At 69.9% G+C, this 13,949-nt stretch carries 10 protein-coding genes; 3 read left to right on the top strand and 7 right to left on the bottom strand.

Features of this window, described 5'->3' with window-relative positions; translation table 11 throughout:
- Window positions 1–68: 68 nt before the first annotated feature.
- Window positions 69–1,838 carry a VanW family protein gene (locus tag H9Y04_RS11260; RefSeq protein WP_236070717.1) on the top strand — a complete coding sequence of 590 codons (1,770 nt, stop codon included), beginning with the start codon at window positions 69–71 and terminating at the stop codon, window positions 1,836–1,838.
- Window positions 1,839–1,886: 48 nt separating this feature from the next.
- Here the strand turns inward: H9Y04_RS11260 and H9Y04_RS11265 are convergent, their stop codons facing one another.
- From H9Y04_RS11265 to H9Y04_RS11280, 4 genes are all read right to left on the bottom strand, one after another.
- The gene (locus H9Y04_RS11265) at window positions 1,887–3,050 is read right to left on the bottom strand and encodes an FUSC family protein (RefSeq protein ID WP_308800941.1); all 1,164 of its coding nucleotides are present in this window, start codon (window positions 3,048–3,050) and stop codon (window positions 1,887–1,889) included.
- A gap of 15 nt (window positions 3,051–3,065) precedes the next feature.
- Entirely contained in the window at window positions 3,066–3,809 is a 744-nt protein-coding gene (locus H9Y04_RS11270) for a GvpL/GvpF family gas vesicle protein (protein ID WP_187813591.1), read from the bottom strand.
- Window positions 3,809–4,222 (bottom strand): gas vesicle protein GvpJ, encoded by a 414-nt coding sequence (gene gvpJ, locus H9Y04_RS11275; protein ID WP_187813592.1) that lies wholly within the window; start codon window positions 4,220–4,222, stop codon window positions 3,809–3,811. The genes H9Y04_RS11270 and gvpJ overlap by 1 nt, the downstream gene beginning before the upstream one ends.
- A 226-nt stretch (window positions 4,223–4,448) precedes the next feature.
- Window positions 4,449–5,969 (bottom strand): catalase, encoded by a 1,521-nt coding sequence (locus H9Y04_RS11280; protein WP_187813593.1) that lies wholly within the window; start codon window positions 5,967–5,969, stop codon window positions 4,449–4,451.
- A 172-nt stretch (window positions 5,970–6,141) separates the two neighbouring features.
- On the opposite strand from H9Y04_RS11280, the gene abmR reads away from it, so the two are divergent.
- Both abmR and H9Y04_RS11290 read left to right on the top strand, forming a co-directional pair.
- Complete coding sequence (gene abmR / locus H9Y04_RS11285; protein ID WP_187813594.1) at window positions 6,142–6,669, top strand: ATP-binding transcription factor AbmR; 528 nt, start codon at window positions 6,142–6,144, stop codon at window positions 6,667–6,669.
- Window positions 6,670–6,816: 147 nt separating this feature from the next.
- Window positions 6,817–7,209, top strand: coding sequence for a VOC family protein (locus tag H9Y04_RS11290; protein ID WP_187813595.1), 393 nt, complete (start codon window positions 6,817–6,819; stop codon window positions 7,207–7,209).
- An 18-nt stretch (window positions 7,210–7,227) separates the two neighbouring features.
- On the opposite strand, the gene H9Y04_RS11295 is transcribed toward H9Y04_RS11290, so the two are convergent.
- The 3 genes from H9Y04_RS11295 to acnA form a co-directional block, all read right to left on the bottom strand.
- Window positions 7,228–8,733, bottom strand: a complete 1,506-nt coding sequence (locus H9Y04_RS11295) for an ABC transporter substrate-binding protein (protein WP_187813596.1) — start codon at window positions 8,731–8,733, stop codon at window positions 7,228–7,230.
- Complete coding sequence (locus H9Y04_RS11300; RefSeq protein WP_187813597.1) at window positions 8,733–10,721, bottom strand: ATP-binding protein; 1,989 nt, start codon at window positions 10,719–10,721, stop codon at window positions 8,733–8,735. Before H9Y04_RS11300 ends, H9Y04_RS11295 begins: the two co-directional genes overlap by 1 nt.
- Window positions 10,722–10,905: 184 nt before the next feature.
- Complete coding sequence (gene acnA, locus H9Y04_RS11305; RefSeq protein ID WP_187813598.1) at window positions 10,906–13,620, bottom strand: aconitate hydratase AcnA; 2,715 nt, start codon at window positions 13,618–13,620, stop codon at window positions 10,906–10,908.
- Window positions 13,621–13,949: the final 329 nt, after the last annotated feature.

Genomic DNA, 13,949 nt, shown 5'->3' on the forward strand with positions numbered 1-13,949 from the left:
ACACCCCTTATAGGGTGAATAGTCTGATACGTCGCTACGCATCGCGCACCGCCCCCGAGGAGAGCGCCTTGTCGCAACCGCCCAGCTCGCACCGCGCCCCCCGCCGAATACGCCCCGCCCTGTACGCCGCAGGTGGGGCGGTCGTGGTGCTCGGCGGGCTCTATGTGGCCGGGCTCGTGTCCGAGGGGTCGGGGATACCCGCCGGAACCATGGTGGAGGGGGTGGATCTGGGCGGGCTGAGCGCGAGCGAGGCGCGGGAGCGGCTCGAACAGGAGCGGGGGAAGGCCTGGGCGGCGCCGCAGCCGCTGCTGATCGGGGGCGAGAAGGCCGAGGTCGATCCGGCCGAGGCCGGACTCTCCGTGGACGCCGCGGCCACCGTCGAGCGGGCGAACGACACCAGCTCCAACCCGGTGACCGTGATCGCCGGACTGTTCGGCGACAGCGAGCGGTCGGTCGACCCCGTGGTCCGCGTGGACGAGGCGAAGACGAAGGACGCGCTCGCGGCGCTGGCGAAGAAGTACGACCGCAAGGAGCGCAACGGCGCCGTCGCCTTCAAGGCGGGCAAGCCGGACGTCACCGAACCCCGCTCAGGGATCGCGCTCGACACGGGCGAATCCCTGAGTGCGCTGCGGTCCTCGTACCCCTCCGAGAACGCGGTCGAGCTCCCCGTGGACGAGACCGCGCCCAAAGTGACCCAGGCCGAAGTCGCCCGCGCCGTCAAGGAGTTCGCGACGCCGGCGATGTCCGGACCGGTCACGCTGACCGTCGGCGACGACAAGCTGGAGCTCACACCCGCCACTCTCGGCCGGCATCTCGATCTCGAGGCCGGCGACCAGGGCAAGCTCACGCCGGAGCTGGACGCCGAGGGTCTGCTGAAAGATCCGGAAGTCGCGCGGCCCCTGAACAAGGCGATCGGCGCACCGGTCAACGCCCAACTGCGCCTGGACGGCGACAAGGTGGTCGTCACGAAGGACGGCACCCCGGGCCGCAAGGTCGACGCGAAGGCCCTCGACGCGGCGGTCTTCCCGCTGCTCACCAAGACGGGCAGCGCCCGCGCCGCCACCGTCGCGACCGAATCCGTACAGCCGGAGCTCACCGCGCAGAGCGTCAAGGACCTGGGGATCAAGGAGCAGGTGTCCACGTTCACCGTGGAGTTCCCGACGGCCCCGTACCGCACGATCAACATCGGGCGGGCCGCGGAACTCATCAACGGCTCCCTCGTCAGGAACGGCGAGGAGTGGTCCTTCAACCGCACCGTCGGCGAACGCACCGCGGAGAACGGCTTCACCGACGGCACCATGATCCTCAACGGCCGCTACTACAGCGCGCCCGGCGGCGGTGTCTCGGCCGTCGCGACGACCATGTTCAACGCGATGTTCTTCGCGGGCGTCAAGCCCGTCGAGTACGGCGCGCACTCCTTCTACATCGAGCGCTACCCCGAGGGCCGCGAGGCCACCGTCGCCTGGGGCACCCTGGATCTGCGCTGGCTCAACGACTCGGGCCACGCGATCTACATCCAGGCCGCCGCCACGGACCACTCCATCACCATCACCTTCCTCGGTACGAAGAAGTACGACGAGGTGAAGTCGATCAAGGGTCCGCGGACGAATATCACCGAACCCAAGAAGATCGAGGGCGAGGGCCCCAAGTGCGAGCCGCAGACTCCGTACGAGGGGTTCGACGTGGACGTGGAGCGGGTGCTCGTCAAGGACGGCCAGGAGGTCGGGCGCAAGACCTTCCACACGCACTACACGCCGCGCGACGAGATCACCTGCAAGGCGGACACTCCCCCGGCACCACAGGTCGACCCCGATCCCCTTCCCTCGCAAGGAAGTTGAGCGCCGGGCGGCACGGAGAGCAGCGCGGAAGGACTGCGCGGAACCAGGTCAGCGGTCCGCGGTGCCCTGGAGCACATCGCAGGTGTTCTGGAACTCCTCCATCAGCCGCGTCGCCTCGACGACGAGCACGCCGTACGGGCGTGAGGAGTCGGCAAGCGGCAGCTCGTACGTGCCGGCGCAGTCGAGCAGCCGCTGCAGCGCCCGCTGCGCGAGCACGGCCGAGCGCCGCATCTCCGGCGCCCCGCCGCCCGGGGTCTCCCCGTCGAGCGCGGCGAGGGCGCGGGCGATGTCGCGCAGCCTGCGGGCGAAGTCCGCATACGCCCGCAGCGTCGGCGCGTAGGTGAACGTGTGCTCCGTGTCGCGCCACTGGCTCAAACTGCGGGTGAGAGAGCCCAGTTGGTGGACGGCGCGCTCCAGCGCGCCGAGTACCTGCCGGTGGCGGTCGAAGGCGAGGCGCCCCCGGTGGGCGGGGAGCAGCCGCCGCGGATTGAACGGCACGCTGCTCTCCGCCGTGTCCAGGCCCGCCCGGGCCTGGACGACCGCCTGCTCAAGCCGGGCTCCCGCCGTACGCCACTGCTCGGCACGGTCGGCGTCGAGGTCACCGCTGTCGAGGTGCTCGGCCATGTCGTCCAGGAGTGCTTCCATCTCGGTCGCGAGCAGCCGCAGACCCTGGTCGGCGCTGCGCAGGCGCAGCGGCGGGGCGATGCCCAGGTTCACCACGAGGCCGATACCGCAGCCGACGAGCACCAGGAGAACGATCTGTCCCAGGGCAGCGGCCCGGTCGCCGTGCGCCGAGGACGAGACGTAGGTCGAGAACGCGAAGAAGGCCGCCGTGCCGACCTGGGCGCGCTGCTCCCCCAGCGCCCGCCACTGGCCGAGGACCAGGGCGACGAGCGCCGTCACGACGAAGGCGAGCAGGTCGGGGCCGACCAGGAGCCCGATGCCCGCCTGGAGCGCGACGCCCGCCACGACCGCGGCGATGTACCGCAGGGACTGCCACACGGACCGGTGGATCGTCACCTGCATGGTCAGCACCGCAGAGAACGGTGCGAACGCCGCCGAGGCCGCCCGCAGCAGATCGTGCGCGACCCACCAGGCCACCGTCGCCGCAAGGGCGCTCTTCGCGATCAGCAGGACCGTGTGGCGTTCGTGTCCCGAGACGTTCCATGCCCTCGACAGCCAGGCCCGGCTGTCCCGTATCCGTTCCGGCACGTGTCCCGCGCGGCCTCAGCGGCCCGTCGTGGCGGCCAGGTCCGGATCCACGAAGCTGTACGGCGGCAGCGGCCCGTTGACCAGGAACACCAGGTGCGGATGCGCCTGGCGCAGCTCCTCGACCGCGTCGGCCAGGGCCGCCGGGGTCGCGCGGTCCACCAGGAAGGACAGGTTGCAGATCCAGCCGGTGCTCTGCGGCGCGTCACAGACGGCGTCGGCCACCGGCGCGAGCGCCTCGCGGACCATGTCGGCGTCCGCGCTCTCCTGCGCCTGGACGGCCCTCGCGGCCAGCTCACCCACCCGCAGCTTGTCCTCGTGGCTGCCCCCGCCGGCCCGGCGGTTGCTCTCCACCTGGGCGCGCAGCGCGGCGTTCTGGGCCACGACCAGCTGCAGTACGGCGTCCTCGTCGTGCTGGACCTTGACGTTGTACTCGACGCGGTCGCGCAGCGCTCCCAGACGTTCCCGGTAGTGGTCCGCGTGCTCGGCGAGCGTCGCCGCCACCGCCTCGTCGTCCTCGGCGACGCTGCCGAAGCGCATCGGAAGGACCGTGCCCGCGGCACCGGCCTCGGACAGGACATGCTGATGGGCAAGCAGGTCACGGCGCTTGGGCCGCAGATCGTCCGGTGCGTCGCAGGCGAGAGCCGCGAGGCCGCCGCCGGAGATCACCCGGACCTTCGATGCGGGGTTGCCGATGCCGTCGATTCCTTCAGGGAGTCCCGGGTGTTCCGCGTCGGCTATCCCATAGACGTACGTGCCCATCACTTCTCCTCCTCGCGCCGCCGGGACGGACGCCGTGACGCGGACTTCTCGCCTTCCTCGCGGGACCGGCCCGTCGCGTCCGAGACGGTCTGCGCGGCGCCCTCCAGCGCTCCCTTGGTCTTGCTGCCCTCACCTGACTCGGAGGCGTCGCCGCCCACGATCTCGGTCAGGCCGGCGGGCTTCTTGCTGCCCGTTTCCAGGTCGAGTCGGTTGCATGCCTCGGCGAAGCGCAGATAGGTGTCCACGCTCGCGACGACCACGCGGATGTCGATCTTCAGGATCTCGATGCCGACGAGCGAGACGCGGACGAACGCGTCGATCACCAGTCCGCGGTCCAGGACGAGCTCCAGCACGTCGTAGAGGCCACTGGTGCCTCCGCTTCCGCCGCTCTGTCCGGTTGTGGCCACAGTCATGGAAACGTCCTCTCCGTCCTGCGTGCGCGGACTCCCCGTGTGCCCGTCACACCGGAGCCGAATCCCCCGCGGCCCGCCGGGCTCCATGAGCGACGCGTCCCGTGACGCCGCCGGGCATGGCTGCGCCCCCGCCCGGACGGGCGGGGGCGCGGAGTGCCGTCGGAGGTTGTCGATCAGCGCGGACCCGTCCTGTCGTGTGCCGTCCCGCGCCGTCCTGTCCTGCGCCTCAGGCCTTGTCCTGCATGGAGCTGCGGGCCGGATTTCCCTGCTCGGCGGCCTTGGGATCCTTCTCGTCCGCCTTGGCGCGCACACCCTGCCTGACGCGCTCGCCGATCGACTTGTCGATGTTCGACCAGTAGGTGAAGGCGCGCTCCAGGACCGGTTCGCTGACGCCGTTGAGCAGATGCCCGACGACGTTGTCGACCAGGCGGTCCCGCGCGGCGTCGTCGAGCACCTCGCGCACCATGGTTCCCGCCTGCCCCCAGTCGTCGTCCTCGGGGTGCGAGACGTACGCGGCGCGGGTGAGGTCACCGTCCGCGTGCCAGCTCGGCGGCGCGTGGCGTTCGCTGTCGGCGGCCGGACCGCCCTTGGAGTTCGGCGCGTACACCGGGTCGGTGGTGTAGCGGTACGCCATCGCCCCGTCCTTGGTGTACGTGTGCACCTCGTTCTTGGGTGCGTTGACGGGCAGCTGCTGGTAGTTGGACCCGATGCGGTACCGGTGCGCGTCCGCGTACGAGAACAGCCGCCCCAGGAGCATCCGGTCGGGGCTCGGGCCGATGCCGGGCACGAAGTTGTTCGGCTGGAACGCGGCCTGCTCGATCTGGGCGTGGTTGTCCGTGGGGTTGCGGTCCAGCGTCATCCGGCCGACCTCGGTCAGCGGGTAGTCGCCGTGCGGCCAGACCTTGGTCAGGTCGAACGGGTTGAACCGGTACGCGGCCGCTTCCTCGTACGGCATGACCTGCACGTACAGCGTCCAGCTCGGGAATTCGCCGTCACGGATGTGCTCGAAGAGATCACGCGTGTGGTAATCCGTGTCGGCCGCGGCCATTTGATCCGCTTCGTGCTGCGTGAAGAACTCGATTCCCTGGTCCGTCTTGAAGTGGTACTTCACCCAGAACCGTTCGCCCTGCGCATTGATCCACATATACGTGTGGGAGGTGTAGCCGTTCATGTGGCGCCAGGTGCGCGGGATTCCGCGGTCGCCCATGAGCCAGGTGACCTGGTGGGCGGATTCCGGCGAGAGGGTCCAGAAGTCCCACTGCATGTCGTGGTCGCGGAGGTTGTTGTCCGCCCTTCGTTTCTGGGACCGGATGAAATGCTGGAATTTCATCGGGTCCTTCACGAAGAACACCGGGGTGTTGTTCCCCACCATGTCGTAGTTGCCTTCGGTGGTGTAGAACTTCACCGCGAAACCGCGGGGGTCGCGCCAGGTGTCGGGGCTGCCGCGCTCGCCGGCGACGGTGGAGAAGCGGGCGACGAGTTCGGTGCGGGCGCCGGGCTGGAAGAGCGCCCCCTTGGTGTACGCGCTGACGTCAGCGGTGACCTCGAAACGGCCGAACGCGCCGCTGCCCTTCGCATGCGGCTGCCGCTCGGGAATCCGCTCCCGGTTGAACTGCGCCATCTGCTCGATCAGATACGAGTCCTGCAGCAGGATCGGTCCCCCCGCGCCGACGGTCAGTGAATGCTCGTCGCTCTCGACCGGGGCTCCGGAGTCCGTGGTGGTCGCTTTGCCGGTGGGGTCGGTCATGGTGTGGGGCTCCCTTTCCTCGCACAGATCGTCCGTGGCATGGCCACGAGGCGTCGTGTGCCCGTGAGTCACCCGAAAAATCATCGCGCCGCCGAGCGATACCCGCCATTTCTCGGCCGGGTCCGGCCGCACGCCCCTTGCCGGGGCGGCCGTTCGGTGCAACGTTGCTTACATGCTTACAGCCGAACAGCAGGAGAAAGTGCGCGGCTGGTTCGCCGGCCGTATCCCCCAAGGGCTCTTCGACGGTCCGCCCGAAGTCACCGTGGACCGCGAGGAGATCACCGTCATCGGGCCCATCCCCGAGCCCGCCGTCGACGAGAAGGCCTCCGCCGCCGAGAAGGCCGCGGCAATCGAGGGCCGTGTCCAGGAGTTCCGTGAGCGCACCCGCGAGGAGCGCATCGCCGTCGCCCGCGACGCCGAGCACAAGTTCCGCAAGAAGGTGTCCTGGGGTGTGCGCTGCGGGGACGAGAAAGCCCTGTTCACGCACGTGTCCGCGCCCGTGATGACCCGGCTGCGCCAGCCCGAGCGCCAGGTGCTCGACACCCTGGTCGCGGGCGGTGTGGCGCGCAGCCGCAGCGACGCGCTCGCCTGGTGCGTCCGCCTGGTGCAGCGCCATGCCGACGACTGGCTCGGCGAATTGCAGGACTCCCTGGAGGCCGTACGCAGGGTGCGCGCGCAGGGGCCCGACAAGGCCGAGTGATCGAGGCGGGCGGTCAAGGCCGGGTGGCCCGGAAAACGCCTCGACAGGTCTCCACGGGAGTGCTTACGATCTTCGCCAGCATCGCGTGCCGGTCACCGACCGGGTGAGGCATGGAGGTGCCGGAGATTGCCTGTGGAGGCATTCACCTTGTCAGTTCAGTTCAATCACACCATCATCGCGTCCCAGGACGCACGCGTGTCCGCCGAGTTCTTCGCGGAGCTGCTCGGTCTCGAAGTCGGCGCCCCCTGGGGGCCGTTCATCCCGGTCACGCTCGACAACGGCGTGACGCTCGACTTCGCCACCGCGCCGGACGGCAACACCCCGCTGCAGCACTACGCCTTCCTCGTATCGGAAGACGTCTTCGACGCCGCGTACAAGAAGATCGGCGATCGCGGCATCGAGCACTGGGCGGACCCGCACCGGGGCCATCCCGGCGAGTACAACACCAACGACGGGGGCAAGGGCGTGTACTTCCTCGACCCGTCGGGGCATGCGATGGAGATCCTGACCGTGCCTTACGGCGGCTGGCCGAAGAAGTAGCTCCTACGCACCCGGAAGTCACGGCTCGATGAGGCGGACGAAGCGGTAGAGGTCCGCCTCGTCGAGTCCCGTGTCCGGAGCGCGCAGTTCCACCAGGGCCATGGGGCGGCCCTCGGGTTCGCCGGTGTTCGGATCGAAGGCGATCTCACCGCTCACGCCGTGCACGGTGTGGCCGCCGTTGATCTGCCCGAGCAGGTCGAGGACCGCCCCCGCCCCGATGCTGTCCGCGCCGTAACTGCTCACGGCGTTGCGGGAGGCGATGCCCACCGCGTACAGGGCGTCGTGCCCCACCATCGCCTGCCCGTTGGCCAGCGCACCCGGATCGCCGCCGCGCAGCCGCAGATAGTCGCGCTCGAACGCCGCGTACGGACCCTGCCGCGCCCCGCCGTACAAGCGCTGCGAGGCCTGGGGATGGGTGTACGCGGTGTAGCGGACGGTGAGGCCGCCGGCCTGCCAGCTGTCGTGCAGCGGGCCGAGATCGTCCGCGGCGCGCGAGGTGTCGAAGTAGACGCCGACCGCGCTGGATCCGGACAGGACCGTGACCGGGCAGCGGCGGCCGTCCTGGCCCGCGGCCTCTATGAAACGGCGCAGTTCACGGCCGCGGCCCGCGAAGTACACGGCGTCCGGGCGCTGTCCGCCCGCGCAGACCTTCTCGGCCACCTGCCACAGCGCGTTGCCGTCGGTGCCCTTCGTGCCCGAGGTGAAGGGCACGACGTCCTCGGTCCTCAGGCCCGCCTTGCGGGCGGCGGCCGTGAACCCCTCGTACAGACTCTTCGAGTACACATCGCCGGGCCTGCGGTCGCGGATCACCTGCACCCGGTAGCCGGGCCTCTTGTCCTGCTCCTGGGCGAAGTAGCGTGCCGCGGCCGCCGTCTGCGAGCTGACCGGGAACGACACCCGGAAGAACCCGGCGGCCTCGGAGCGCATCTCGTCCGCCGCGACCGTGGCGCCGACCACCGGCATGCCGCCGGCCCGCAGCTTGCGGACGGCGGCGACCGTGCGCTGGTTGCTCTGCCCGATGCCGGTGACGGCGACGATGTGCTCCCGCTGCGCCAGGGCAAGGATCTGCCCGGCGACCTTCTCGGCGTCCTTGTCGTCCTTGCCCGTGTCGGCGAGCAGCAGCCGGACCTTGGGCACGGTGTCGCGGGCCTTGTTCAGTTTGACCTGGGCGATGTACGCGCCCGTCACCGCGCGCCGGGCGCCTTCGGGGCCGCGGTCCCAGGTGCCGCCGGCCATGGATTCGAGATGGACCACCGTGACATGACGGGTTTTCGACGCCGTGACGGCGTCGTTCTCGGCCTTGATCTTCCCGCTGATGTCCTTGAGCACGGGGAAGGTGTGACCGCCGTCGGACAGCGCGGTGCAGGAGCCGTCCGCGGCCGTCAGCGTGCCCGGTGCGCAGGCGGCCGGGTCCTCGTCGGCGAGCACCAGACCGGCCGTCGTGGCGCCGGCCACGAGGACGAGTGCGGCAGCGGCCCACAGGGCTTTGCGCAGCGGGTTGCGCGGGATGGTCGAACCGGGCATTACCAGGGCTTCCCGTCGTATTGCGATGCCTTCTGGAAGAGCATCAGCGCGTAGCCCGCCTGCTGGGTGTGCGCGGCGGCCAGGGTCTTCAGGCGTGCGTTGATCTCGGGGTACAGCGACGCGTACGGGTCGCCGAGCGGGTCACGGTAGGGGTCGCCGACCCAGTCGGTCGCGTTGTCGTTCTTGGGCTCGGGGGCGAGCCAGCTGGCCGCCAACAGACGGGTGATCGTGCGCAGTTGGGCGTCCACGGAGTCGTCCCGCAGATGCGCGACCAGCTGCTCGTAGCGGGTCCAGGCCACGTCGATGCCCGCCTCGGTGGCCGGCGGCGAGGTCAGCCGGGGCGGCAGCGGGACACGGCGGAGCCGGGCGAGTTCGCGGCACCACTCCTCGGCCTGCGCCACGCCGAACAGCGAGTCCAGGTAGCCGGCGGCCGTGGCCACGTCCTCACCGGCCAGCGCGTGGTACGCGGCGGTGCCGGCGTCCGCGCGTGCGGCCGCCTCGCGGTACAACTCGCCGTGGATCTCCTGGGCTTCGGGCATCGTGAGCAGCACCCGGCGCAGCACCGGGTGCAGCGTCTGCCGGGTCCCGTCCACCGCGGGGTTGCCGGTGTCCTTGTGCTGGGTGGCCAGCGGATCCGCGCAGAAGGCGACGAACGCTTCCGTACGGGCTCCCGCGTCCTGGGCCCTGAACCAGCCGGTGACCAGCGCCTCCGCGAGGTCGGGTGCGGCAGCGGCCCGCGCCAGGTCCTTCTCGAATCCGTCGGCGGCATCGAGGGGCAGCAGTCTGGTGCGCAGTTCCGCGGTGTCGCTCGCCGTGCGCAGCACGGTCTGCAGCCGGTCCTCCCAGGGCAGGTCCCGCGGTGCGTTCTCCAGGAGGGCGAGGAGCGCGGCTGTGGCGGCGGGCTGGCCCTGTGTCATCTCGTACACGGCCCAGCCGAGCCAGGGCGCACCGGCGCCCTGCCGCGTGACGGGCACGCCCGGCACGAGGAGCCCGGCCGCCTGCGCGGCCACCTCCCCGCGGGTCAGATCCCGCAGCGGCCCGGCCCGCAGCCCCTCGCGTACCTGCACCGGTTCGAAGCCGGCGCCGTCGGGCCAGCAGACGCCGAGCGCGTCGTCGAGGCCGGTGGCCGACAGGTTCGTGGGGTAGCTGCCGGCCGCCGCGAGGATCACCAGAGGGTCGGGGCGCTGTGCGGTGCGCTCGTCGAGCAGCAGCCGGAGCAACTCCGCGCCGAGCGGGCTGTCCACGTTGTCGAGCAGCAGCAGACAGCGCACCGCCCAGTCCTTGCGGTGGTATGCGCGGCGCAGGCACTGCACGAACAGCTCGCCCACGACCTTCTGCACGCCCTCACGGTCGCGCGAAGTGTTGTTCTGGTACGCGTAGTTGAGGGTGACGAGCAGGTCGAGGGCGGACTCGACGGCGCCGGGGTGGAAGATCCGGTAGAGCCGCCAGGACAGGGCGAACCGCCGCAGCCCCTTGAGGGCGACGGGCAACACGTTGAGCGCATTGGTCAGGAGCGCGGGGATCCCGGTCAGCGCACCGGCCGCGCTCGCCACCTGCGAGGCGTCCTCGAGCAGTCCTGACGAGGGCCGGGTCAGCTCGCGCCGCAGCTGGGCTCGGGCCGCGGGCCGGTCGCTGCGGGGCAGCGGCAGCCGCAGCGCCGTGCACACCGTACGGAACGCGCCGAATCTCATCCGGGGCACGTCCTTCAGACGGCGCTCGTAGTCCGCCGCGAGCTGTTCGAGTACGTCGAGCAGGTCGTGCCCGTCGGCCAGCCGATGCAGATCGAGCAGGGCGGCGGGCTGCTCGGTGGCCTGGGCGGCCAGCGCGCCGAGCAGGCTCGTCTTGCCGCTGCCGCGCGGGCCGACGAGCAGCGTGAGCGGCTGATGGGGCGGGCGCACACGGCCGCCCTCGTTCGGCACCAGCATCGCGTCGAGGTACGTCGCTATCGACCGGTCTCGTTCGGATATGCCGGCCCAGTCCTGCACCATGGCGCCGTTCCTTTCATCCGCGGGAGACCAGAACTCCCCCGCATCTGACGGAACATCAATATCCACGCGCCACTACAGAGCGTGCAAGCGGATGGCCGAACAAGGCGGTCAGGGCGGCCGAAACACGACAGGGCCGTACCCCTCCGAAGCGGAGGGGTACGGCCCAAGTGTCCTGCCGTTGCGCTTACTTGCGGATCAGCGAGCGCAGCACGTACTGCATGATGCCGCCGTTGCGGTAGTAGTCCGCCTCACCGGGGGTGTCGATACGGACGACCGCGTCGAACTCCACACCGGTGTCGGTGGTGACCTTGACCGTGCGCGGCGTGGTGCCGTTGTTCAGCTCCTCGACGCCGGTGAAGGAGAAGGTCTCCTCGCCGGTCAGACCGAGGGACTCGGCCGAGGCACCCTCCGGGTACTGCAGCGGAAGGACGCCCATGCCGATGAGGTTCGAGCGGTGGATGCGCTCGTACGACTCGGCGATGACGGCCTTGACGCCGAGCAGCGCGGTGCCCTTGGCGGCCCAGTCGCGGGACGAGCCCGAGCCGTACTCCTTGCCGGCCAGGACGACCAGCGGGATGCCCTGCTCGATGTAGTTGCGCGAGGCGTCGTAGATGAACGACACCGGCGCGTCGGCCTGGGTGAAGTCGCGGGTGAAGCCGCCCTCGGTGCCCGGCGCGATCTGGTTGCGCAGGCGGATGTTGGCGAACGTGCCGCGGATCATGACCTCGTGGTTACCACGGCGCGAGCCGTAGGAGTTGAAGTCACGACGCTCCACACCGTGCTCGGTGAGGTACTTGCCGGCCGGGGTGTCGGCCTTGATCGCACCGGCCGGGGAGATGTGGTCGGTGGTGACCGAGTCGCCCAGCTTGGCCAGGACGCGCGCGCCCGCGATGTCGGAGACCGGGGTGGTCTCCATCGTCATGCCCTCGAAGTAAGGGGGCTTGCGGACGTACGTGGACTCGGCGTCCCACTCGAAGGTGTTGCCGGTCGGGATCGGCAGCGCCTGCCACTGGGCGTCGCCCGCGAAGACGTCGGAGTAGGACTTGTTGAACATGTCCTCGCCGATGGCGTTCGCCACGACGTCGTTGACCTCGGCCTCGGTCGGCCAGATGTCGGCCAGGAAGACCGGCTTGCCGTCCTGGTCGGTGCCGAGCGCCTCGGTGGTGATGTCGATCTTCATCGAGCCGGCCAGGGCGTACGCGACGACCAGCGGCGGGGACGCCAGGTAGTTCATCTTGACGTCGGGGTTGATCCGGCCCTCGAAGTTGCGGTTGCCGGAGAGCACCGAGGTCACGGCCAGGTCGTGGTCGTTGACGGCCTTCGAGACCTCCTCGGGCAGCGGGCCCGAGTTGCCGATGCAGGTGGTGCAGCCGTAGCCGACCAGGTTGAAGCCGACCTTGTCGAGGTAGGGGGTGAGCCCGGCCTTGTCGAAGTAGTCGGTGACGACCTTGGAGCCCGGGGCGAGGGTGGTCTTGACCCACGGCTTGCGGGTCAGGCCCTTCTCGACGGCCTTCTTCGCGACGAGCGCGGCGGCGACCATCACGTACGGGTTCGAGGTGTTGGTGCAGGAGGTGATCGCGGCGACGGTGACGGCGCCGTGGTCGATCTGGTACGTCGAGCCGTCGGGGGCGGTCACGGTGACCGGGTTCGTCGGGACGCCGTTGGTGTGCGCCGGGGCGTCGGACGCCGGGAAGGACTCCTTGCCGGCCTCCTCGTCGTCGGCGACGTAGTTGCGTACGTCGACGGCGAACTGCTCGGCGGCGTTCGCGAGGACGATGCGGTCCTGCGGGCGCTTCGGACCGGCGATCGACGGGACGACGGTGGAGAGGTCAAGCTCGAGCTTCTCGGAGAAGTCCGGCTCGGCGGCCGGGTCCAGCCAGAGGCCCTGCTCCTTGGCGTACGCCTCGACGAGCGCCAGCTGCTGGGCGTCGCGGCCCGTGAGCTTGAGGTACTTGATGGTCTCGTCGTCGATCGGGAAGATCGCGGCGGTCGAGCCGAACTCCGGCGACATGTTGCCGATGGTGGCGCGGTTCGCGAGGGAGGTGGCGGCGACGCCCTCACCGTAGAACTCGACGAACTTGCCGACGACACCGTGCTTGCGCAGCATCTCGGTGATGGTGAGCACGAGGTCCGTGGCGGTGGTGCCCGGCTTCAGCTCGCCGGTCAGCTTGAAGCCGACGACGCGCGGGATGAGCATCGAGACCGGCTGGCCCAGCATCGCAGCCTCGGCCTCGATACCGCCGACGCCCCAGCCCAGGACGCCCAGGCCGTTGACCATCGTGGTGTGCGAGTCGGTGCCGACGAGGGTGTCGGGGTAGGCCTGGCCGTTGCGCACCATGACCGTACGAGCGAGGTGCTCGATGTTGACCTGGTGCACGATGCCGGTGCCCGGCGGGACGACCTTGAAGTCGTCGAACGCGGTCTGGCCCCAGCGCAGGAACTGGTAGCGCTCGCGGTTGCGGCCGTACTCCAGCTCCACGTTCTGGCCGAAGGCCTCCGCGGTGCCGAACTTGTCGGCGATGACGGAGTGGTCGATGACCAGCTCGGCCGGGGAGAGCGGGTTGACCTTCGCCGGGTCGCCGCCGAGCTCCTTGACGGCCTCACGCATGGTGGCGAGGTCCACGACACAGGGCACACCGGTGAAGTCCTGCATGATCACGCGCGCGGGCGTGAACTGGATCTCCTGGGACGGCTGGGCCTGCGAGTCCCAGTTGCCGAGGGCGCGGATGTGGTCGGCGGTGATGTTCGCGCCGTCCTCGGTGCGGAGCAGGTTCTCCAGGAGAACCTTGAGGCTGTAGGGAAGGCGTGCGGCGCCCTCGACCTTGTCCAGCCGGAAGATCTCGTAGGACTCGTCACCCACGCTCAGCGTGCTGCGGGCGTCGAAGCTGTTCGCCGACACGACAGTCTCCTTCATATATGTGCGCGTTCCACCGCATCCTGCCGTCACGCCCCCTGGACGATCCGCTAAGGTAAGGCTTAGTTAGGGTGGCCTTACCTTTGGACCGACACCGGCGTGCGGCCTCGGTGCGCCTAGGCAGATATCTCGATGTCGAGATAACTCTAGTACATCGCCGGGGATAGGTCATGCCCTGGCCTGTTCGATCCCTCACAGTGCGGGCGCCGCCGCGCCCCGTTCCGTGCCGGTTTCCCCCTCGGACGGTCTTTACGTGCGCGCATCTTGACGTGTCCCTAACAAGGTTGGCTTGATGAGTGGGAGCGCTCCCAACG

This window comes from Streptomyces polyasparticus, from assembly GCF_014493765.1.
In the GTDB taxonomy this organism is placed as follows: domain Bacteria; phylum Actinomycetota; class Actinomycetes; order Streptomycetales; family Streptomycetaceae; genus Streptomyces; species Streptomyces polyasparticus.

Coding starts and splice junctions, on each gene's coding strand:
- H9Y04_RS11295 (WP_187813596.1), bottom strand. CDS start 8,733: ATGCCCGGTTCGACCATCCCGCGCAACCCGCTGCGCAAAGCCCTGTGG.
- H9Y04_RS11300 (WP_187813597.1), bottom strand. CDS start 10,721: ATGGTGCAGGACTGGGCCGGCATATCCGAACGAGACCGGTCGATAGCG.
- abmR (WP_187813594.1), top strand. CDS start 6,142: ATGCTTACAGCCGAACAGCAGGAGAAAGTGCGCGGCTGGTTCGCCGGC.
- H9Y04_RS11270 (WP_187813591.1), bottom strand. CDS start 3,809: ATGGGCACGTACGTCTATGGGATAGCCGACGCGGAACACCCGGGACTC.
- gvpJ (WP_187813592.1), bottom strand. CDS start 4,222: ATGACTGTGGCCACAACCGGACAGAGCGGCGGAAGCGGAGGCACCAGT.
- H9Y04_RS11280 (WP_187813593.1), bottom strand. CDS start 5,969: ATGACCGACCCCACCGGCAAAGCGACCACCACGGACTCCGGAGCCCCG.